Origin of the sequence: Sporosarcina ureilytica (assembly GCF_001753205.1) — a bacterium.
GTDB lineage: Bacteria > Bacillota > Bacilli > Bacillales_A > Planococcaceae > Sporosarcina > Sporosarcina ureilytica.
This window is the reverse complement of record NZ_CP017560.1, coordinates 1,641,798-1,664,393: the sequence shown is the minus strand read 5'-3', so window position 1 is coordinate 1,664,393 and position 22,596 is coordinate 1,641,798. Positions and strand designations below refer to the sequence as shown.

At 39.4% G+C, this 22,596-nt stretch carries 19 protein-coding genes; 10 read left to right on the top strand and 9 right to left on the bottom strand.

Annotated features, from left to right (window positions below; all coding sequences use genetic code 11):
* Positions 1-349: 349 nt before the first annotated feature.
* From fabG (BI350_RS08230) to phaQ, 3 genes are all read right to left on the bottom strand, one after another.
* A complete protein-coding gene (gene fabG / locus BI350_RS08230) occupies positions 350-1,093 on the bottom strand; it encodes a 3-oxoacyl-ACP reductase FabG (protein ID WP_075527652.1) in 744 nt (247 codons plus the stop codon).
* Between the two features lie 418 nt (positions 1,094-1,511).
* Positions 1,512-2,027 carry a hypothetical protein gene (locus BI350_RS08225; RefSeq protein ID WP_075527651.1) on the bottom strand — a complete coding sequence of 172 codons (516 nt, stop codon included), beginning with the start codon at positions 2,025-2,027 and terminating at the stop codon, positions 1,512-1,514.
* A 79-nt stretch (positions 2,028-2,106) separates the two neighbouring features.
* Positions 2,107-2,538 (bottom strand): poly-beta-hydroxybutyrate-responsive repressor, encoded by a 432-nt coding sequence (phaQ, locus tag BI350_RS08220; RefSeq protein WP_075527650.1) that lies wholly within the window; start codon positions 2,536-2,538, stop codon positions 2,107-2,109.
* Between the two features lie 227 nt (positions 2,539-2,765).
* On the opposite strand from phaQ, the gene BI350_RS08215 reads away from it, so the two are divergent.
* The 6 genes from BI350_RS08215 to BI350_RS08190 all read left to right on the top strand — a co-directional run bounded on the left by BI350_RS08215 (position 2,766) and on the right by BI350_RS08190 (position 7,928).
* Entirely contained in the window at positions 2,766-3,188 is a 423-nt protein-coding gene (locus BI350_RS08215; RefSeq protein WP_075527649.1) for a polyhydroxyalkanoate biosynthesis repressor PhaR, read from the top strand.
* 63 nt (positions 3,189-3,251) lie between these two features.
* Positions 3,252-4,034: a 3-oxoacyl-[acyl-carrier-protein] reductase gene (gene fabG, locus BI350_RS08210; RefSeq protein WP_075527648.1), complete on the top strand. Its 783-nt coding sequence runs from the start codon at positions 3,252-3,254 to the stop codon at positions 4,032-4,034.
* 87 nt (positions 4,035-4,121) lie between these two features.
* Positions 4,122-5,210: a class III poly(R)-hydroxyalkanoic acid synthase subunit PhaC gene (phaC, locus tag BI350_RS08205; RefSeq protein ID WP_075527647.1), complete on the top strand. Its 1,089-nt coding sequence runs from the start codon at positions 4,122-4,124 to the stop codon at positions 5,208-5,210.
* 336 nt (positions 5,211-5,546) lie between these two features.
* A complete protein-coding gene (locus BI350_RS08200; protein ID WP_075527646.1) occupies positions 5,547-6,002 on the top strand; it encodes a staygreen family protein in 456 nt (151 codons plus the stop codon).
* Between the two features lie 323 nt (positions 6,003-6,325).
* Complete coding sequence (locus BI350_RS08195; RefSeq protein WP_243835729.1) at positions 6,326-6,517, top strand: hypothetical protein; 192 nt, start codon at positions 6,326-6,328, stop codon at positions 6,515-6,517.
* Positions 6,510-7,928 carry an amidase gene (locus tag BI350_RS08190; RefSeq protein ID WP_075527644.1) on the top strand — a complete coding sequence of 473 codons (1,419 nt, stop codon included), beginning with the start codon at positions 6,510-6,512 and terminating at the stop codon, positions 7,926-7,928. The genes BI350_RS08195 and BI350_RS08190 overlap by 8 nt, the downstream gene beginning before the upstream one ends.
* On the opposite strand, the gene BI350_RS16900 is transcribed toward BI350_RS08190, so the two are convergent.
* Together BI350_RS16900 and BI350_RS08185 are read right to left on the bottom strand one after the other, a co-directional pair.
* Positions 7,925-8,086, bottom strand: coding sequence for a hypothetical protein (locus BI350_RS16900; protein ID WP_155767500.1), 162 nt, complete (start codon positions 8,084-8,086; stop codon positions 7,925-7,927). The genes BI350_RS08190 and BI350_RS16900 overlap by 4 nt on opposite strands.
* Before the next feature lie 3 nt (positions 8,087-8,089).
* The gene (locus BI350_RS08185) at positions 8,090-10,243 is read right to left on the bottom strand and encodes a transglycosylase domain-containing protein (RefSeq protein ID WP_075529307.1); all 2,154 of its coding nucleotides are present in this window, start codon (positions 10,241-10,243) and stop codon (positions 8,090-8,092) included.
* A 149-nt stretch (positions 10,244-10,392) separates the two neighbouring features.
* Between BI350_RS08185 and BI350_RS08180 the strand changes: the two genes are divergently transcribed.
* The gene (locus BI350_RS08180; protein WP_075527643.1) at positions 10,393-11,811 is read left to right on the top strand and encodes a PQQ-dependent sugar dehydrogenase; all 1,419 of its coding nucleotides are present in this window, start codon (positions 10,393-10,395) and stop codon (positions 11,809-11,811) included.
* A gap of 139 nt (positions 11,812-11,950) precedes the next feature.
* Here BI350_RS08180 and BI350_RS08175 read toward each other — a convergent pair whose 3' ends face one another.
* Both BI350_RS08175 and fdhF read right to left on the bottom strand, forming a co-directional pair.
* Entirely contained in the window at positions 11,951-12,433 is a 483-nt protein-coding gene (locus BI350_RS08175) for a helical membrane plugin domain-containing protein (protein ID WP_075527642.1), read from the bottom strand.
* A 6-nt stretch (positions 12,434-12,439) separates the two neighbouring features.
* Positions 12,440-15,373 (bottom strand): formate dehydrogenase subunit alpha, encoded by a 2,934-nt coding sequence (gene fdhF / locus BI350_RS08170; protein WP_075527641.1) that lies wholly within the window; start codon positions 15,371-15,373, stop codon positions 12,440-12,442.
* Between the two features lie 287 nt (positions 15,374-15,660).
* Between fdhF and fdhD the strand changes: the two genes are divergently transcribed.
* A complete protein-coding gene (gene fdhD / locus BI350_RS08165) occupies positions 15,661-16,467 on the top strand; it encodes a formate dehydrogenase accessory sulfurtransferase FdhD (protein ID WP_075527640.1) in 807 nt (268 codons plus the stop codon).
* A 265-nt stretch (positions 16,468-16,732) separates the two neighbouring features.
* Here fdhD and BI350_RS08160 read toward each other — a convergent pair whose 3' ends face one another.
* Together BI350_RS08160 and BI350_RS08155 are read right to left on the bottom strand one after the other, a co-directional pair.
* Positions 16,733-18,112 carry an MFS transporter gene (locus BI350_RS08160; protein ID WP_245698316.1) on the bottom strand — a complete coding sequence of 460 codons (1,380 nt, stop codon included), beginning with the start codon at positions 18,110-18,112 and terminating at the stop codon, positions 16,733-16,735.
* Positions 18,113-18,279: 167 nt separating this feature from the next.
* A complete protein-coding gene (locus BI350_RS08155; protein ID WP_075527638.1) occupies positions 18,280-19,389 on the bottom strand; it encodes a 5-methyltetrahydropteroyltriglutamate--homocysteine S-methyltransferase in 1,110 nt (369 codons plus the stop codon).
* A 188-nt stretch (positions 19,390-19,577) separates the two neighbouring features.
* On the opposite strand from BI350_RS08155, the gene BI350_RS08150 reads away from it, so the two are divergent.
* Positions 19,578-20,522, top strand: a complete 945-nt coding sequence (locus BI350_RS08150) for a LysR family transcriptional regulator (RefSeq protein ID WP_075527637.1) — start codon at positions 19,578-19,580, stop codon at positions 20,520-20,522.
* Positions 20,523-20,846: 324 nt separating this feature from the next.
* Positions 20,847-22,562 carry a gamma-glutamyltransferase gene (gene ggt, locus BI350_RS08145; protein ID WP_082295170.1) on the top strand — a complete coding sequence of 572 codons (1,716 nt, stop codon included), beginning with the start codon at positions 20,847-20,849 and terminating at the stop codon, positions 22,560-22,562.
* Positions 22,563-22,596: the final 34 nt, after the last annotated feature.

Genomic DNA, 22,596 nt, shown 5'->3' with positions numbered 1-22,596 from the left:
GCATAAAGTTTGAATAAAATTTTACTAAAACAACATTTATGAGTAGTCCCCTTTAATACTTATACAGAATGTTGAATTGTCATGTTTGCACTGTGTACAGGTCTCACCGCTAAATTTCTACAAAAACATGCGGAAATATTACAAATCATACTCTTCGTTGTGTGAGTGACAAAAGTCGTGTTCACAAAAAGCGTCCGATTGAAGCATGATTAATTGTATCATGGATTTTTATTTACTCTTATTTACCCCCACAAACATTTTTTACTCATACCTTTTAAAACCTTTTCTGCGTTATAAAAAAGCCCATTCTTGACTTGAAGAATGAGCCTTTCAATCTATAACTATAGATTCACATTGTGATTGCTCCGTCTACATGCAGTACATGGCCATGAACATACGATGCCTCGTCAGAAGCTAAAAACAAATAAGCATTTGCAATGTCTTCAGGTGTTCCTAATCTTTGTAGAGGGACCATGGCTTTCATCTTTTCAAGAACGTTTTCAGGCATGGATTCAACCATCGCAGTGAGCGTGAAACCTGGTGCGACAGCATTCACATTTATTCCTTTCCGCCCTAATTCCTTTGCCCAAGTTTTTGTCATGCCAACAACTGCCGCTTTTGCAGCTGCATAATTCGTTTGACCAAAATTTCCATAAATACCGCTTACGGATGAAGTATTAATGATTTTCCCTTTACCTTTTTTAATCATATGTGCAGCGACTTCTTGCGCACAATTGAAAACGCCATTTAAATTTATGTTTAATACCTCTTGGAAATTTGCTTCAGTCATTTTTGTCAGCGTTGCATCTCTTGTAATTCCCGCGTTGTTAACTAAAATATCTACTGTTCCGAACTGATCAATCACCTTTTCAACCATCTGCTGAACATTTTCCTTATTGCTCACATCTACTTGCACAAAGAAAGTATCCTCCGAATTTAACTCGTTTACGAGATTGGCGCCAGCCTTTTCATCAAAATCGCCAATTGCTACTTTTGCGCCTTCTTCTAAAAACCGTTTAACCGTCGCTTTTCCGATTCCATTTGCTCCACCGGTAATAATCGCTACTTGATTTTCTAGTCTCCTATTCCCCATTCGTTCTCAACTCCTTATTTTTATTACATTCCATACCTTCGCTTGACCTAAGTGGACAATCTACTTGAACCATTCGGAAAGTTCGCTCTATTAAACAGTATAATACTAACCTTGAGAATCAATACCTAAATTATTAAGGTTCTTGATCAGGTTCACATAAATAAGGTACCCAAGTTTTGATGACACAAAACAAATTCTTCAATTAAGGGTGGCGAATGAATAAAATAAAATTTTCGATGCACATATTCATTTAGATTAGTATATTGATCCGGATTTAAGACATCACAGATTTGGAACAAATTCAATGCATCAATACAATTTTTTAGTCTGGATATATGATTCCAACCCTAGCATAAGTAAAAATTTACCTACCAAAAACCGTGCAATCTATTCGATTGCACGGTTTCATTCCTTTTTTTTAAACAGACACAGTCTCCAAAATCTCTTTATGTGTCTTTTTTACTTGCTCAGTCAGCCCTTCAATTTGCTTAAGTGCCTCATCACGGCCTTTGTCTTGTTGTTTCATTGCCTCTTTTACAGTTGCTTCTAACTGGTCTTGCGTCTGTGAGAACAGATCGAATAATGAATGGCTTGGATTCCAAGAAAGCGCTAACGCTTTTTCATTAATTTCCTTTACAGCCGATAGCCAGCTAGATGATAATTCGCTTTGATTTTTTTCTGCTGATTTTACAATGCCTTCAAGCTTTTCATTCCACTCTTCTGCCATCTTTTTAGATTCATTTTCTGCAGTGTATAAAGATTTACGTGCTGCTTCTAACAAATCTCTTTGATAAGCAAATACTTCCAATGATTTTTTCTCAATATCATTTTGAACGCCCTGAAGTGATTTAAAGCTGTTTAACCAGCTATCCCAAATTGCTTCTACCCCAGTTACTGCTTGTTGCTGTTCGTTTTCTACAACTTTTTTCGTCATTGTGAAATCCTCCCATTATCGTTTTCCATGAAACATGGATTTTTTATGTTGAATGCAAAAATTTGCATACCACCCAAAATCATTTGTCTTCCTGGTCTTCCTTTTCCCCTTTTGAAAAAAGACTATACGACGAAAGAAACGGATTGTATAGCGCAAAAAACTGATCAAGCATTTTTTGATACTGGCCTAATGAGTTCGCCCATATATCTAAATATTGTTCCCCTGCTTCTGTAATCGAATAAATTCGCTTTGCTGGTCCACTTGACGTTGTGTCCCAAGTAGATGAAACTAAATTATCTTTTTCAAGCTGTCTTAAAATACGATAAAAATTCCCTTGATCGATAGATTGAATGCCAAACTGTGTAATCTTCTCCATTAACTCATAGCCATGTGTATTCCAGTCACGTAAGTGCAGCAGCGTAATGGGTATAAGAAAGTTTCTTGGCACTCCTAAATTTGGCTGCTTCGCTTTTCTTGGTTCTTCTTTCGATTCTTCTTTTTTTGAACTCAATTTATTCACCACCTCGATGACCGTTTAATTCATCTATATGTAACTTACACCTATATGATTTCAATGTCAAGCATTATAAAACAATTCAAAAACGGTCAAATTTGTCGAATTTTGTAGATTTTCATTGTTATTTGGAGAATTTTTAGTCCCTTTAAAGTATTCCAAATTTTCATGGTTTACATTACAATTAAAGGTGATGCTTATGCTAAGAAAGGAGATGAGGTCTCATGTCGCACACATTACCTATCGATCCGTTTAAGATTTGGCAAGATATTTATAACAAAACGGAAAACGCTTGGAGTGATGCAATCCAAGATACACTTGGTAAAGAGTCTTTTTCAGAAGGATTGGGACAGACTTTAAATAGTTACTTACAATATCAAGAGTTTGTTACGAAAACAGCTGAGGCTTATTTGACACAATTCAATATGCCTTCTCGCGATGAAGTTGCAAATGTCGCATCACTTGTAATTAATACGGAAAATAAAATTGATCATTTAGAGGACCAGCTTGAACAGCTTGCGGAAGAAAACACGAAAGAAATCAATTCTCTCAAAAGAACGATTTCCAATTTAGATAAAAAACTCGACCGTGTACTTGCTGAAATTGAGAAAAATGAAAAAGCTGGGGCTACTGCTAAAAAGAAATAAATGTAAAGTGTAACGATATTCAGCAAGAAAGCATTTTAAATCAACATAGGGGTGGATGACATAATGACAGTTCTTGACGTAGTAGCAACAGAAAGTAAAGCAATTGTTAAACCATTAGAAGGAAAAGTTGCAATTGTGACAGGTGGTTCTCGCGGAATTGGTGCAGCGATTGCAAAAGAATTAGCAGATAAGGGCGCTCACGTAGCAATTAATTATCAATCCCGTTCGGATGCAGCAGATGAAGTGATTAAAGATATCGAAGAAAATGAAGGCTCTGCCATTGCAGTAAAAGCAGACGTTTCAAACGCACAAGATATCGCGCAATTTATGGAAGAAGTGAAAAACAGATTCGGTAAAATTGATATTCTCGTAAACAACGCTGGGATTACTAGAGATCGTACATTCCGCAGACTTTCCGAAGAAGAGTGGAATGAAGTGATCAATGTAAACTTAAACAGTGTTTACAATACAACTTCTGCAGTGATTAACCATATGCTTGAGCAAAAATCGGGACGTGTCATTAACATCAGCTCCATTATTGGCCAAGCTGGGGGCTTCGGCCAAACGAACTATGCTGCTGCGAAGGCGGGAATGATCGGATTTACAAAATCACTAGCATTGGAAACTGCACGGAATGGCATTACAGTAAACGCAGTTTGTCCAGGCTTCATCGGCACTGAAATGGTTCAAGCCATGCCGGAAGACGTGTTGGCGAAAGTAGTTGCCAAGGTGCCAATGCAACGTCTTGGAACGCCGAAAGAAATTGCTGAAGCTGTAGTATTCCTCGCACAAGCGGATTATATTACAGGTCAAACAATTAATGTAAACGGTGGTCTATACATGTAATTTTCACCATACATTATAGCGAGGTGCTTCCAGCATTGGAAGCGCCATGCTTCGTTATGCAAATTTTAATGGGGGGATTGTTGAGAGATGATTTATTCAAGTTGGAAGGAAGTAGACAATTGGGTCGACAAAATGCCCGATGAATATAAAAGCAGCTATAACCGCCTTAAACGATTTTCAGAAGTATTAACGACTGAACCGGAGCCACTTGTTGGACAAACGCCTAAAGAAGTCATTTGGACGAAAAATAAATCGAAGCTGTATCGTTATCAGCCTGCGATTAAGAAAACGAATAAAGTGCCAATCCTTATGGTTTACGCCTTAATCAATAAGCCATATATTTTGGATTTATCACCAGGCAATAGCCTCATCGAGCATTTGACAAACCAAGGACATGACGTCTATTTATTAGATTGGGGTACCGCGGGCTATGAAGACCGTCACATGAAACTCGAAGATTACATTATGGATTACATTCCACGTGCCACAAAAAAAGTGTTACAAACTTCAAATGCGAAGGAATTAAGCGTGCTTGGCTACTGCATGGGCGGGACGATGACGTCTATTTTTGCGGCACTCCATCCAGAGCTGCCAATTCGTAACTTGATTTTTATGACGAGTCCATTTGATTTCTCAGATGCTGGTCACTATACGAATTGGTTAGACAAACGTTATTTCAATTTAGACAAATTAGTCGACACAATGGGCAATATCTCACCAGAATTTATTGATTTTGGAAATAAATTGCTTAACCCAATTCAAAACTTCTACGGTCCATACGTTAGCTTAGCTGAGCGTGCGGATAATGAAAATTTTGTAGAAGGCTGGAAGCTCATGCAAAAATGGCTGAAAGACGGCATCCCATTCCCTGGCGAGTCTTATCGTCAATGGATTGGTGAGTTCTACCAGGAAAACAAACTGATTAATGATGAACTCTACGTGCGCGGTCGCCAAGTTAAACTAAGCGAAATTAAAGCAAACGTCTTAAACATTGCCGCAAGCCGCGATAATATTGCGTTGCCGCATCAAGTCGAAGCGCTGAACGATAAAATTTCGAGCAAGAACAAAACATTCCACCTGCTTGAAACTGGCCATGTTTCCGTGACAGTCGGACGGACAGCTATTAACGAAACATATCCATTAATTGACGAATGGCTAGTAGAACACTCGAAATAAAAATACAATGATTGTAGCAGTCCAAATCATACTTTGGGCTGTTTTTTTATTGTAGAAATAAATATGGCGGAGATTCCCCTGAATGGTTTCGCCTTGTCTGTCCCATTGACATTATATTACGCGCCAATCAATGGCGGTCAATCCCTTCATTAGTTTCTAATTCAATCGGAACTATACTTATACAGAATAGTAAATTGTTATAATTGAACCGAAAACAAGTAGCCGAAACTAGTTTATAACTCAGACATTCATTTATCAGAAAAGTCTTTTCGTCTATGCTGATAACCAATCTTAAATAAGTAGCATATTGATATAAAAACGATTGGAGTGAATCGCATGAGGAAGTTTAATCCAGAAAGAATCGCTGTTGAATATAGGAACGGGGTAACGGCTACAGAACCAGTGATTTCAAGAAAACATACACTCACACACTCTGATTTCACTGGAGAACTATTCTTAACAATTGGAACGGAAGTTGCTTGGGACAAAGTGAATATTGACTTGAGAGATGAAGTCATAGGTGAATGGAAAGTGAATGGAAATTGTTTGTATTACAATGTATATCTATTTATAGATAATAAAGAACATGACTTAAAAGCAGCAATTAGTCGGAATGAAATTTTCCGGCGCGAGCTACCACTTGCATTAACAGCTATTCGATACGGCGATAGATTTCTATTTGACCTATATCCTACACTAGATCAAGTGGTCATCATCGTAAATTTTATGTCCACTTATCCTCAATTATTTAAACAAGAATGTTGGGGAACATTTAGTAATTTTTCCCTATAATGATCCCCTATCATTTGAAGGTTGAAAAATAAATTGTATCTATCAACTTTTTTAGTATCGTCTATCATTTCACTAATAGGCGGTTTACTCTATTTAACTTCATTTCCCTATATTTCCCCAAAAATAAAATTATTCAAAATTAAATAAAGGGTTTTTGCAATCTATGTAGAATATGTATCTTTAGAGGGTCTAGTAATGGCCTCTTTCTTTGTGTGCCTCAGCTAAATTCAGTTATTCGTTATTCTCATCGTAGAACTTCAGATCGTAGACTCGTTCTTATTAAGCTTTTTGCTTATTAAGATATATATTATTTCTAAGGGAGAGTGTTTTCGTTGAGCTTATCGATTCAGGAGTTGTTGAAGAACAAAGGAATTGAAGTGAAAGAAGCACATTTGGATGTTCTTGAAGCACGTTGGACAGGCATGCAAGCTTTACGTGGAAATTTGGAGCATGTGAAAATTGACGATGCTGATATTGGCGTACGTAATATTCCAGGAGGCGACCACATTGAGTAAAAACTTAATTGACCTAGCTGTTGAAGAACTCGCACCATTACTAGAGAATAAATCCATTTCCCCTGTGGAATTAACAAAAGAGGTTTTAGCACATGCAGATCACACTGAACCTCAAATAAATGCTTATATGGACATTTACCGTGAAGATGCTGAGAAATCTGCAAAAGAAGCAGAAAAAGAGATATTAAACGGCAAGTATCGCGGCATGTATCACGGAATTCCAATGGCTTTAAAAGATAACTTATATTTCAAAGACAAAGTGACTACGATGTCTTCTAAAATTCATAAGGATTTCGTATCCAACTATGATGCCACTGTTGTTGCAAAACTGAGAGAAGCGGGCGCTGTATTTACCGGTAAACTAAGCATGCATGAATATGCATGGGGCATCACGAATAACAACCCACATTACGGAGCTGTTCGAAACCCTTGGGATCTCGATAAAATTCCAGGCGGTTCAAGCGGTGGTTCCGGAGCGGCAGTTGCAGCAGGTTCGAGTGTCGCCTCCCTCGGAACAGATACAGCTGGATCTATCCGTATCCCAGCATCTGCTTGCGGCATTGTCGGACTGAAACCAACGCATGGACTCGTCAGTAAATATGGATGCTACCCGCTTGCTTGGTCATTAGATCATATCGGTCCAATGACGAAAACGGTGAAGGATGCTGCTGGTTTACTAGAAGTCATCGCAGGGTACGATAAAAATGACCCTACTTCAGCGAACGTTCCTAAAGAGAATTATCTCTCGAAAATAAATGGTGACGTAAAAGATTTAGTCATTGGTGTCAATGAAGACTTCTTCTTTAACGAAGTAGACTCTGATATTGATAAACTTGTTCGCGCTGGCATTCAAAGTCTTGTTGATCAAGGGGCAAAAGTTGAGACTGTGAAAATCCCAACATTGCAATATGCTGAGTGGGCGGAGCTCGTCACCTCCTTATCAGAAGCCTCTGCAATCCATGACACGGATTTAAAGAAACGCCCAGAGGACTTCGGCGATGACATTCGCATGCTTTTCGAATTAGGACAACTTCCATCTGCTGTGGATTACTTGCAAGCTCAACAAGTCAGAAGACAGTTAAAGCAAGACTTCCAAAAGGCATTTGACAAAGTAGACGTGCTCATCTCCCCTACTTTGCCAGTTGCGCCGAATACAATCGGAGAAGATTTTGTAGACTTAAACGGCAAACAAGTAGATTTAATTGACAACATCATTCGCTTCACAGGACCTGCAAACTTAACAGGTATTCCTGGTCTATCTGTACCGTGCGGATTCAAAGGTAACTTGCCAATCGGCTTACAAATCATGGGACCCGCATTCAGTGAAGCGTTACTGTTGAATACAGGATATGCATTGGAGCAAACGAAGCCATTGCAAGGTAGAAAGCCTAATTTGCTCGTTAGGGCTTAATAAACAGTTATCAATACTGAAAAGCCGCGATTTTGAACGCGGCTTTTTTTATTTGGTACATCCTTAACACCATCATGCCATTTATAAGTGCCTGAATTCGTATAGACGCCAATTAAACCAGTCACTTCTATATCGATGCCGCTGAACTTTAGTAGCACCGTTCAATCATCTTCTTTTTTCTTTTCATCCCCTTTTTCTCGTTCCTTCTTTTCTTTCTCGTATTCCTTCTCTCTCTTTTTCATTTCTTTCTCTTTTTCTTTCTGCTCTTTCTTTTCTCTTTTTTTCTGCTCTTTCTCTCTTTTCTTCCGTTCCTTCTCTTCCTCTTTCTCGCGTTTCCTGTTCTCTTTTTCTTGTTGATGTTCTTTCTTCCTCAGCTTTTCTTTTTGTTTCTCTAGCTCTTTTTTCGTTTTCTCTATCAATGATAAATCAAAGTTCTTTGTAGGTAATTGGCTTAAAGATCTGAATAAGACTTCTTGAAAAATTGGCGTAGCTGTTAAGCCGCTAGTCGATGTTAAGTAATGCTCGGCATCCGTTTTATCATAGCCTAACCAAACCGCACCGACGAGGTCTGGTGTATATCCGACGAACCAATGATCCTTTGATCCAGCAACATCCGGAAATGGCAGTTGTGTTGTGCCTGTTTTACCGGCCACTTCCAATCCTGGAAGTTGTGCTTTCTTGGCCGTGCCGACTTCTACAGCACCTTGCAGCATATAGGTCATTTGCTGAGCAACTTCCGGATCTGTTACTTGAGTAGCATGTTCACGCCACTTTCCAATTACTTCACCTTCTGAATCTTTTATTTCTATAATCGCATGGGCTTCCATCATAACCCCGTCATTAGCGAATGTAGAGAATGCTTGAGCCATTCGGAGAGGTGAAGTACCTTTATGCAAGCCCCCTAATGCCAAACCAAGATTATAATCATTGTCTTCCAATGGAATTCCGAAGCGTTCTACGGTGCGCACACCATTTTCAATGCCCATGTCATGTAATAGCTGGACAGGAGGGATATTATAAGAGTGAGCGACCGCATCGTACATTGTCACTTGTCCTCGATATTGTTTGTCAACATTTTTAGGTGAATAGCCATTTATGTTAATTGGTTCATCAACGAGCAAATCCGAAATTTGGTAACCTTGCTCTAAAGCCGAAGTGTAGACAGCAATCGGTTTCAAAGTCGATCCCGGTTGTCTAATGAGCTTAGTTGCATGATTAAATCTTCCATGCGTATATTGTCCTCTTCCCCCCACCAATGCACTAATTCCGCCCGTTTTAGGATTCAGGAAGACTGAACCACTTTGAATGAGTTGATCGGGCTTACTATCCGGAAAATAACGATCATCCTCATATACGTCTTCAAGGGCATTTTGAATGACAGGGTTCAACTCCGTATAAATATGTAAGCCACCAGATAAAACCTCATTTTTCGTTAACCCGTACTTGTCGACCGCCTCTTCAATAATTAGGTCGATGTAATAAGGATACTTCCCTTTATAATTCATCGTTGTTTCATCGGATAACACAATTTCTTGTCCAATCGCTTCATCAAAATCCGCTTGACTTATATACCCTTCATTTTTCATTAATGATAAAACAATGTTGCGTCTTTTTACCGATTTTTCCAAGTCTTTATAAGGAGATAAATAGGAAGGTGCTTTAATTAATCCTGCTAATGTCGCAGATTCGGTTAACGTTAATTGACTTACATCTTTTCCAAAATAGATTTCTGCGGCACGTTGAACACCCCATGCGCCTTCACCAAAATAGATTTGATTTAAGTAGCGTTCCATAATGTCATCTTTGGAATACGTTCTCTCAATTTTCTTCGTGAGAATCAATTCGTTGAACTTACGCGAGTATGTACGTTCATGCGTTAAAAACACATTTTTGGAAAGCTGTTGGGTGATTGTACTCCCGCCGGCAACCACTTCCCCTTTTAACAGGTTTTGTGTAAGTGCCCGTGCAATCCCGAAATAATTGATCCCATTATGTTTATAAAATCGTTGATCCTCAACAGAAATGACAGCTTCAACTAGCTCTTTTGGAATTTGTTCCAGCCGAACGCCTTCAATGTTTGAATTCGAAATTTTACTAGCGACGTCTCCGTTTTGATCGTAAATCATTGACGGTCTAGGTTCAGGTTCTTCTAATTTGCTCACATCACTTGTTGAAATTAATACATTCACCACGGCCAATCCACAAATGATTACACCGAGAATTCCAAAGAATAATATTCTGGATATTTTTAAGTTAGACCATTTTTTCTCTGCATTCAATTGTTTTTGTAGCTGCTTACGTTCCGTTCTTTTCATATGTGTTCCACCTTCTTCATAGCCTTTCGAACAATCAATTTTAGCATACATGTTAGAAGAAACCTAACTAGATTCCAACCTACTTTGGTACTAATAGAACAGCTCCAATCATATTCTTAAAAAAACAATTAGAAGGAGTGTAAAGCTAGTTGATAAAAGTTAAGGTTAGTTTACGGCCCCTTGTCAATAAGATAAATTTACCTACCGTTTTAAAGACAGCCCTACTTCCAGGTGACTCAATTGAAAGATTATTTATTGCAACCCAGGTAGGAGAAATCTTTTACATAGGAGACGGTGTTATAGAAACTTTCTTAGATATTCGCTCGCGAATCATAACACTGGGGGGTCGTAGTGGATATGATGAACGTGGACTACTTGGTTTAGCCTTTCATCCCAATTTTAATAATAACGGTCTTTTTTATCTTCATTATTCGGTAGCGGGAACACAAGGTCCAGGTGCTCTTCCCGGATCTTTTGAGCCAAACCCGTGTGATTCCAGAACTTTAAACCTAAAGTGGACAAATAGAGAAACCCAATATGATCATATCGATACAGTTGAAGAATGGATTTTACAATCGAATGGTCAGCCTGAAAAACGACGGACATTACTAAACTTAAGAAGGCCATTTTCAAATCATAATGGCGTCAATAGCTTAAACTTTTCGCCTGAAACAGGTAAACTTGTTTTAACAACCGGAGATGGCGGATCAGGTTATGATCCATTTAATTTAAGTCAGAATGATATGGAGATAGCTGGGAAAATAATTGAAATCGATGTAGTTAAAAATACATTTATCAATAATCCACCCGTAGTCACACGTTTCGATGAACTTCCCCCACCTATTCAGGAAACACTTACGGTAATTGCCAAAGGGGTTCGCAATATACCAGGCATTTCATATCAAAGTTTTTATAATCAGTATATTAAATATGCCGGCCAAGTTGGACAGGATTTAGCAGAGTCGATTTTTTCATTCGTTCAGTATAAACCAATGCCGGTTACTCAACTAATTCAAGCTTCTATAATGAAATCTGACCTTAACCAAGAAGGATTCATTAATTTTGGCTGGCGAGGTTGGGAAGGTGCATTTCCTACCTCTATAATAAAGGAATGCTCTGCAAATCCTAGTTTGGATCAGCAAACAATCGCTTATTACAATGAAGCAGTAACAACTTCTCCATGGCGTCTTCAGCCTTTAACTAGTTATTTTCATAATGATCCCCGACCTGATAAATTTGAAGGAACTGCACTGACTGCAGTCCAGCCATATATGGGGAATGCAATCCCCGCTTTAACGGGAAGCGTTGTGTTTACCGACTTTGACCGAAATGAGGAATCGGGGCCTCCAGGTAGAGGGGTTTTAGCTTATACAAGGGTAAGGGCAGATGGTAAACCAAATGATTTTAGTGTGATTGAAACCGATTATAATTTTGGGTCCGAGTCGTCTTATTATGTTAGTTTAGGAACGAACCTGGATCAAACGCGCCTATTTTTAGGAGTTTATGGCTCTATGAATGTGACTGATTCTAACAAAGGTACTATTTTTGAAATTGTCCCAGATTCATAACAAAGCTAAGTTAAAATCATCATCCAAAAAAACACTTTACTTATCGTGAGCAGTATAGGACTTCTTGAAAAAAGGCTGTAAATGTTGATTAAACAACATTTACAGCCTTTTCATTAATCCCATGTCAAATTTCGCAAAACTACTTCCCATCTAATCCTTTCCCCATCCCTTTAAGGAAATTAAGACCGAATTTAACTGCGCGGTTAACATCTGGATCATTTAATGATTTTAAAACATCCAATACACCAATCGATTCGTTATTTCCATTGTAAAGTTCCGCCTCATGCAGTCCGCTTTTTACACTATCAACTAGTTTGGCAGAAATTTCCGGATCAATCGCGGAAAGCCCAGCTGATGCATTCATGACATGTTTGATCAAGTTGGTTACAGGCTCGCGAGACACTTGATCAACTGCAATGCCAGCGATTTGATCTTTTGCTTTCACCATTGCTTGTACGGCATCGAGTATTCCCCCGTTGTTTAATTCTCCGGTGATTTCAAGTATTTTATTAATTGCCTCGTCCTGTTCGGTGAGTAATGATTGAAGTTCTGCTAGTTTCTCTTGCTGCATTTCTTCTGGCGTTTGTTTATGCATATTAATAGAAGTAATCGGTGTCGCCATTACCCATCACCTCCCCTTTTCCGTCGTTAAATGCACATATCCCGGGCGGCTCCATTTACGTTCAACCTCGATTCCCGTTGTTGGATTGCGCTTTTTATTGCGATGATTCGACTTCGGCAACGGATTCTCCCCGTCTCTTTGGAGCACTTCCATTCGAACCATCGTTTGTTTAAATGCGGGTGTATTCGTTCGCTCGTCAACTGCTGGTCCTGTTAAGAAGTTGATAGCTGACTTTTTTTCTACTGAATTCATCGGAAGAAACAACTCATTATCTTTCACACGGTCCGTGACAAGTGCCGGCAGTCTTAGCGACCCATATGGAGACGTAAGACGAACGATAGAACCGCTTTTGACGCCTCGTTCTTTGGCAAGTTCTGGCGATACTTCAACAAAAATCTCTGGCACTGTTGATTGAATGCCATCTGATTTATTCGTTAAGTTGCCTTCATGGAAATGTTCAAGGATTCGGCCATTATTAATGTGTAAATCGAATTCCTCCGAGAACTTCACCGGCTCTACCCAATCTGATAATGCAAAACGCGCTTTTTTATCCGGGAAATTAAATCCGTCTGTATATAATAGCGGTGTACTTGAACCGTCTAGACTTCCCCATAAAAAGCTATTCCAACCTTTTAGTACACTGTAATCCGCTTGACTGAATAATGGCGATAAACTTGCCATTTCCGCGAATATTTCACTAGGATGCGTATAATTCCAATTTGCACCAAGACGATTGGCAACTTCTTGTACAATCCACCAATCTGCTTTTCCTTGCCCCATTTCTGGAAGCGCTTTGTATAAACGCTGCACACGTCTTTCCGTATTCGTAAAGGTGCCATCCTTTTCGAGGGACGGTACAGCTGGTAAAATGACATCCGCATACCTTGCAGTTCTTGAAAAGAAAATATCTTGAACGACGAGAAAATCCAGCTTAGATAACATATCGTGGACATAGTTGGCGTTGGAATCAACAAGCGCCATATCTTCCCCGATGATGTACATCGCTTTCATAATATCATCGTTAACTGCCTCCAACATTTGGATATTGTCAAGTCCAGGTTTATTGTCAATTTTCACGCCGTACGCTTCTTCAAACTTCTGCCTTGCTTCGTCATCCGTCACATGTTGATACCCCGGCAACCAACCTGGTAACGTTCCCATATCACAAGCACCTTGCACATTATTATGTCCGCGTAACGGATAGGCCCCTGCACCAGGACGGCGATAGTTCCCTGTCGCAAGAAGCAAGTTAGAAATGGCGGCGGAAGTATCCGAACCACCCGTGTTTTGCGTGACGCCCATACCCCAAAGAATACATGTACCATCCGCGTCACGAATCGTTTCCGCTGTTTGAATGAGCATTTCTTTCGTTACACCGGTAATTTTTTCTGCGTAGTCCAACGTATACTTTTCAAGGATTTCTTTAAACTCCTCAAATGAATGAACATTCTCTTTAATAAACTGTTCATCATGCCAACCATTGTCTATCATATATTTCGTTACAGCCATTAACCATACTTGGTCAGTGCCCTGTTTCGGTCTCATAAATAAATCCGCACGCTCTGCCATTTCATGTTTTCTCAGATCAGCAACAATCAATTGTTGACCGTGCAATTTATGTGCACGTTTGACACGAGTCGCGAGCACGGGATGTCCCTCAGCCGGGTTTGCGCCTACGATGATGACGAGTCCAGCCTCAGCAATGTCTTTAATCGTCCCGGCGTCTCCGCCCATGCCGACTGTCCGAAAGAGTCCATCAGTTGCTGGAGACTGACAATAACGTGAACAATTATCAACGTTATTTGTTTCAAACACTTGTCGTGCTAGCTTTTGAATGACGTAGTTTTCTTCATTTGTAATCTTTGAGGAGGAAATAATGCCTACTGAATCTTCGCCATGTTTCTTATGAATGTCTCCAAGATTCTGTGCAACGAGGTCCAATGCTTCATCCCAAGTTGCTTCAACGAATTCATCATCTTTTCGGATAAGTGGCGTTGTAATCCGCTTTTCACTATTCACAAAATCCCAGCCAAACTTTCCTTTCACACAAGTCGAAATCGCATTGACAGGCGCATCAGAAACCGGTTGGATTTTTAAAATCTTACGGTCTTTTGTCCACACTTCAAATGAACAGCCAACACCACAAAACGTACAAACCGTTTTCGTCTTTTTTGTTCTTGTTTCACGCATGGCCGCTTCCGCCTCTGACACCGCCATAATTCCACTATAACTAGGCTCAATCTCTTTCACTAAATCAATCATCGGGGTTAGAATGTCTTCTTTCATGCCCGTCATAAATCCAGCTTCACCAAGCATCGATTTTTCCATTAACGCATTACAAGGACAGACGGTCACACAATGCCCGCAGCCGACACATGACGAATCGTTAATCTTTGCGCCACCGTCCCATAATACAATCGGGCGGTCCCTTTCCCAATCCATCGTCAACGTCTCATTCACTTGTAAGTTCTGGCAAACTTCCACACATTGCCCGCAAGCTATACATTGGTTTGGATCATAGCGATAAAATGGGTGCGTAAAATCAACACTGTCTTCTGTACATTTTGGCTCATATGGATATTTTTGATGTTCAACTTCCATCATATGTACCGTATTATGAATTTTACAGTTCCCATTGTTATTGTCACATACCGTACAGTACAGCAAGTGGTTTTCAAGAATTCGGTCCATTGCTTCTGTCTGTGCTTCCTTGGCACGCACAGATGAAAGAGAGACATTCATTCCGCGGACTGCTTTCGTTGAACAAGCGCGCACTAGCGCACCGTCCACTTCAACAATACATGTATCACATGTTTCAATTGGATCAACTTCCGGCAAATAACAAATTTGTGGATGTTCAATGCTATTTTCATTGATTACTTGAAGTATCGTCATACCGTCTTGATAGTCATAACTTGATCCGTTAATCTTGATTAACATGGAAGCGCCTCCTTTTTTCATAAAAAAACACCATGAATACGCCGATTGCTGATGGTGCGCTTTCATCATGGTGGAAGTTTACTCGCAAAGCCTACCAAATTACTATTCTATTTTATTAAAATCGAAACATTTTCATATATCGTCTTTCATTCTATTATAGTTGATATAATTGATTGAAACAACGTATTGTTATAATCATCTGAAAGGTTACACATTTCTTTAACTAGTATGATATGATGTCGAAAATAATATATGATTTTAATGAGATTTGTTTGGAGGGAGTTTTCATGAAACAGGTAAAAAAGAGAATCGTTCAACGTTTTTCAAAAGGCCATTTCAAGCAAATTGAAGATATCATTGCGGTTGAATACCCGATTACAATAAAAATTAACGGAAAAGAATTTATCACAATCGTCTGTACACCAGAGTATATCGAAGACATGGTGATTGGTTTTTTGGCATCTGAAAGAGTCATTGGTAAATATGAGGATATTCAAAAGATTTGGGTCCAAAAGGAGTTAGGGTTTGTTCATATTGAAACGAGTAAAGTTTTTCCATTTTATGAACAGATGCATAGCAAAAGATACATCACCTCATGTTGTGGCATGAGCCGTCAAGGATTTGTTTTTGCGAACGATGCGTTAACTGCCAAACAAATAACCGAGACGAACGTGACATTAACGCCTGAAGAATGCTTTTATTTAATGCAAGAAATGGAGAAAACAGCAGCTGTTTTTCATCATACAGGCGGTGTCCATAATGCCGCTTTATGTACGCAAAAAGGCGTCGTGCTGGCAAGAATGGATATCGGCCGGCATAATGCATTAGATAAAATTTATGGGCACTGTTTAAGAAATACCATTTCCGTACACGACAAAATCATTGTGTTCAGCGGCCGTATTTCTTCAGAGATTTTATTGAAAGTCGCAAAAATCGGCTGTGAAATTGTTCTTTCAAAATCGGCGCCTACGGAACTTGCGCTGGAACTTGCGGAGGAACTTGGGATAACGACGGTTGGGTTTATTCGGAATGAGTCGTTTAATGTGTATACACATCCGGAAAGAATTGTTATTAATAAAAGCACCAGGTTCTAACATAAAATTGTGTTAGAATCTGGTGCTCATCTATTACTGTTGAACCAAGATAAACTGTTCCAGCCATGCCATTGCTTCTTCTTTTGATGTTACTTCACCATTTAACTGACTTACTTGTTTAAAAACTGAAAGCTGGGCAAATACGCTAGGTTTTAATTAATTATCTTTCCGATAAGTCTATCAATTATATCATTGCGCAAAAACAATGCCAGGTTCTCGTTCGATTACGAACGTTTAGAACCTGGCATTACTACTACCTATTCCTCTAACTTTTCGGAGTCACCGCCAAATCCACTTTTTTATGCGGCTTCACATGGAAAGCTTTTCCGATTCGATCAAAACTCCCGTATTTTTCCTGTACGAATGAGAAAGCAATTCCTCCTAAAATACTTGGAATTGCAAAAGCGATTAAAGCTTGCTGTGGTGCTAAATTTGTAGTCAGGAGTAATCCAATTAAAATTGGTGCTAGAATGGCGCCAATTCGACCAATACCGACTGTGACACTAAGACCTGTGGTGCGAATTTCACGCGGGTAAAATTCAGATATGTACGGATTCACTAAATTTTGAGTTCCGCCAGTACATGCACCACCGATAATAACGAGCAGATATAATAAAAGGGTATTCGATGTCATACTAAGAAGTACAAAGCAAAGCGTTCCGATTGCAAACATGAATAACAGAACTTTACGATGACCAACTTTTTCTACCAAGAGACCTCCGATTAAAGAGCCACCAATTTGCCCGACGCCTAGTACTAAAATAAAGGATAAGCTGGACGAAATACCATATCCCGCTTCTACCATGATTTTTGGCAACCATGTGTTAAGACCATAAATCATAAGCAAACAACTGAACACAGCCGTCCAAAATGCAAGCGTACTTACCAATCGTTTGTCTGTAAAAAGCTTATTAACGAGAAATCCTTTTGCCTTTTCTTTCACCGTTTCATATTCGAAGTCATCAGTTGCCTGATAGTTACCATTAGGATCTATTCTATTTAAAATCTTCGAGATTTGATCCCCTTGGTTACGAGGTATATAATAGGACAGTGATTCTGGAAATTGTTTTAAAAATAATGGCAATGTGAAAAGAGGAATAATCCCAAGATAATATAAAAATCTCCACCCAAGACTTTCCATTACATACATCCCAATTAGTGACGCTGAAATACTACCAATCGAGTACCCACAATACATCATTGCTACCGTCAAGGCTCTATTTTTCTTCGGTGAATATTCGGTCATGATAGAAATAACAGCGGGCATTAATCCTCCCATTCCAAGGGCGGCAATGAATCGCATAATTGTAAAGATGAGTGAATTAGGTGCTAAACCAGCTAGTAAAGTAAAAACACTAAATATAAACATACAAATGGCCAGAATTCGTTTACGACCAATAATGTCCGATAAGGAACCGAGGACAAAGGATCCCAACATCATTCCAACTAACGTGTAACTTCCAATGGCGCCGGCTTCTACTACCGTCAGATTATAATCCTCCATCATGAGCGGTAAACCAATTCCAAACAAAGCAATGTCAAAGCCGTCAAAGGCGATGGCGTAGAAACACCATAAAAATACTAATAAATGAAACTTGTTAAATTTACTTTCAGCAATCACTTGAGAAGTTTGAACAATACGCATTTTCATCACCTTACAAGTCTTATTTTAGTATTGTGAAAATTAATCAGTTCATTCACTAGCGCTAATTTGTTTAAAGAGTTGCAACGACATCTATAACACAGTTATACGAGCCGCTCCTCCCCTATATAAAACTTATGAGTCCTTAAATGAACAAACTTTTAACGCGATTACTTCCATACATCTTGAGAAATTTCCACAACATGACGCAGTTTATCCCATTGTTCTTCCTCTGTTAGCAAGTTCCCTTCTTCTGTAGAGGCAAAGCCACATTGTGGACTTAAGGATAATTGAGAAATATCTACATATTTCGATGCTTCTTCGATACGTTTTTTAATCAAATCTTTACTTTCTAATTCACCATGTTTCGAAGTGACCAAACCTAATACGATATTAAGGTCTGACCGATTCACAAAGCGAAGCGGTTCAAATCCACCTGCACGGTCATTGTCGTATTCAAGGAAGAAGCCATCAATATTTAAGTGACCAAATAAAGTTTCTGCAACTGGCTCATATCCGCCAGAAGAAATCCACGTAGAGCGGAAATTCCCGCGACAAATATGCATCGTTACTTTTAAATCATCCGGACGATCTGATACAGCTTCGTTAATCGTATCGAGATACAGGTTAACTAAATCGTCTGGATTCTTCCCCTTAGCTCGAAGCTGTTCTTTTTGTTCATTCGAACAGAGATAGGCCCAAGCCGTATCATCCAGCTGTAAATAGCGGCAGCCCGCATCATAAAATGCTTTAATTGCTTTTTTATAGGTCTTCGCTAAATCATGAAAAAACTCTTCCTCATCTGGATAAATGGTTGAATCTATTTCGCCACGGAAATGAAGCATACTTGGACTTGGAATCGTAAATTTCGCTACATGGTCACCAGCAACTTGGTGAAGAAATTTAAAATCTTCCAGCATTGGATGATCTGCAAAATCTAACTTACTCGCCACTTTAATCGCCCTAGATTTCGTTTGCTGTTGCTGGAATTGAATGCCATTTCCGGCCCAATAGCCTTCTACCCCAACTAAATTCTCTAGAAAATCAAAATGCCACCAAGCTCTACGGAATTCTCCATCTGTAACCGCTCCGAGACCTAACTCTTTTTGTTTGGCTACAATTCTCTCAATTTCTTTATCTTCTATCGCCCGTAATTTTTCGGCTGATATTTGTCCTGCCGTCCTCTGAACACGTGCTTCCTTTATTACATCCGTACGTAATAAACTACCAACTTGATCTGCTCGAAAAATAGTTTTCCTAGTTTCTTTCGTTGTTGTCATGTCATTCACTCTTTTCCAAATTATATAAATTGAATGTATAATGAATCATATCATGAGGATGTGCCTATAGAGTAACTGAAAAAAGGTATCACTGGATATAACCAAAAGTTATAACCTTAGTGGATTTTCTCCTATAATAAGATCTAATTAATTAAAATGAAAAATCTAATCAAGTGAGGGTTAAACGAATGAATCTACAACACTTAAAATATGCCATTGAAATTTCGATGTGTGGTTCTATGAATGAAGCAGCTCGTAGACTCCATATTTCGCAGCCCAGTCTATCAAAAGCGATTAAAAACATGGAAGAGGAATTAGGAATAACGATGTTTACGCGCTCATCCGCAGGGATTACCCTAACCTCAGACGGTGCAGAATTTCTAGGATATGCCCGTCAAGTCGTAGAACAGGTTGAATTGCTGGAGCATCGCTATTTTGATGCAGCTCCATCCCCCCAGTTATTGTCTATTTCTACCCAGCATTATGCCTTCGCCGTTAATGCTTTTGTAGAAATGATTAAAAAGCATGGTTCCGACAAATATCAATTTACGATGAGGGAGACAAAAACCTATGAAATTATTGAAGATGTAAAAACTCTTCGAAGTGAAGTCGGGATTTTATATATGAGTTTATTTAATGAAAAAGTAATGATGCAGCTGTTAAAGGAGGAGGGATTGGAATTTAATTTGCTATTTAAAGCATCACCACATATTTTTATTAGTTCGCAAAATCCGCTTGCTAGCAGGTCATCCGTTACATTAGAAGATTTAGAGGAATATCCTCGCTTAACTTTTGAACAAGGGGAGTATAATTCGTTTTATTATTCCGAAGAAATTTTTAGTACGATTCCAAGTAAGAAAAGTATCCAAGTTAGTGACCGTGCCACGCTATTCAACTTATTAATTGGGCTAAACGGCTACACGATTTCAACAGGAATTTTAAGTGAGGATTTAAATGGTTCTGATATTGTATCGGTTCCGCTTGATGAAAAAGAGGAGATTTCTGTCGGCTGGATTGTCCATAGAAATACGCGGATTAGCCGGATGGCAAAGCTATATTTAGAAGAGCTGGAGCGGATTATTCATTATTATGTTGAAAAAGATAATGATAAGTATCGAAAGAAAACACATTAACCGACTGCTAATAACGACTTTATTTAATAAAATCTCAGGTTCTAACACACTTTGGAATTGTATTAGAACCTGGTAACGATAGAGATAATCATGTTTGGCTAATCTTAGGTCTATTCTCTAAATTCCTCGTATAAACCGTCCATTTCTTGGTAAATCCTTATGACTATTTCATAAATCCCCCCTCCCCTCTCATGCATTTCTCCTATCCTTTTCTCCTCATGTCATTATTCTGAAGTTTTTGTAAAATTAAGAAGAACTAACAAAAAGGAGGAGTTACAATTGAGAAAGTTGGGCTTTTCATTTTTATCACTGTTGCTTGCCCTCATGCTTGTGCCGATTTATCCGCAATCACTTGCAAGCGCAAACAATTTCGATGCATCGCATGAGAGTGCTGTTGGAAAAGATGGGATGGTCGTTACAGCACATCCAGAAGCATCAAAAATCGGAGCTAAAGTTCTACAGAACGGAGGAAATGCGGTAGATGCCGCGATTGCGATTCAGTTTGCGCTGAATGTAGCAGAGCCGGAGATGTCAGGAATTGGCGGCGGCGGTTTCATGATGGTATATGACGCGAAGACGCAGGACGTTTCAATTATTAATAGTCGTGAACGTGCACCAGCAGGGGCGACACCTGACATGTTCCTAAACGAAAACGGAAGTCCAATTCCATTTGCAGAACGCCATATCCACGGTAACGCTGTTGGGATTCCTGGGACATTGGCGGGATTGTATGAAGCGCATGAAAAATGGGGAACGCAAAAATTTCACCAGTTAATTCAACCTTCCATTAAGCTTGCAGACAAAGGTGTCAAAGTTAACTGGCCATTGGCAAAGTCAATTAAAGATAACAAGGACAAGCTCGCAAAATCTGCTGCCAAGGACGTATTTTTACCGGATGGACAGCCTTTGAAAGAAGGAGACATTCTCGTCCAAAAAGATCTGGCGAAAACTTACAAGTTAATTCAAAAGCATGGGCTGGATGTTTTTTATAACGGAGAAATTGGCGCAGCGATTGCCGGTACTGTACAAGAATTTGGCGGAAGCATGACGGTAGATGACTTAAAAAATTATGAACTAACAATTGATGAGCCGCTTTACGCTGAGTATAAAGGATACGAGGTTGCTTCAATGCCGCCTCCGAGTTCTGGCGGTCTGACAGTTTTACAAATATTGAAGTTGTTGGAGCCGTTTGATCTTAGCCAGTATGGAATCCGTTCGGCCGAAAAATATCATCTTTTAGCTGAAGCAATGCATCTTGCATATGCGGACAGAGGCGCATATATGGGCGACCCTGAATTTATCGATGTGCCAACTAAAGGTTTATTGCATCCGGATTATATTGCTGAGAGAAGCAGCTTAATTAGCTTGGATCAAGCTAACCCTAATGTACAACCGGGAAATCCTTGGAAATATGAGGAAGGCCGGACATCTTCTTACGTAGAACAGAATGATGAAAAAGCGATTGGCCAAACCACCCACTTTGCGGTCGCTGACAAATGGGGAAATTTCGTTACATTTACAACAACAATTGAACAACTTTTCGGTACAGGAATTATGGTACCTGAATACGGCATCATGCTGAATAATGAGTTGACGGACTTCGATGCGGTGCCTGGCGGTTCAAACGAAGTACAGCCAAACAAACGCCCGCTTAGCAGTATGTCACCAACGATGCTGCTGAAAGATGGCAAGCCATATTTATCAGTCGGCTCGCCTGGTGGACCAACCATTATCACATCTGTCTTACAAACAATTTTGAATGTAGTAGATTATGAAATGGACTTGAAAGCAGCCATTGAGGAACCGAGAATTTACAGCAACCAGTATCCAAATATTCGCTGGGAGCAAGGGATTCCGGAAACAGTACGCGAACAATTAACTCAAATGGGACACAGATGGAATGCTGCGCCGGGTGAAATTGGAAACGTGCAGGCAATTATGGTAGATCCAGATACGGGGCTTTATTACGGAGCAGCTGATTCCAGCCGTGAAGGTTCAGCCATTGGATTTTGGAAACATGGGAACGGAAAAAACAAATAAAAGTTATTGAAAAATACACCATGCCGTGGAATTC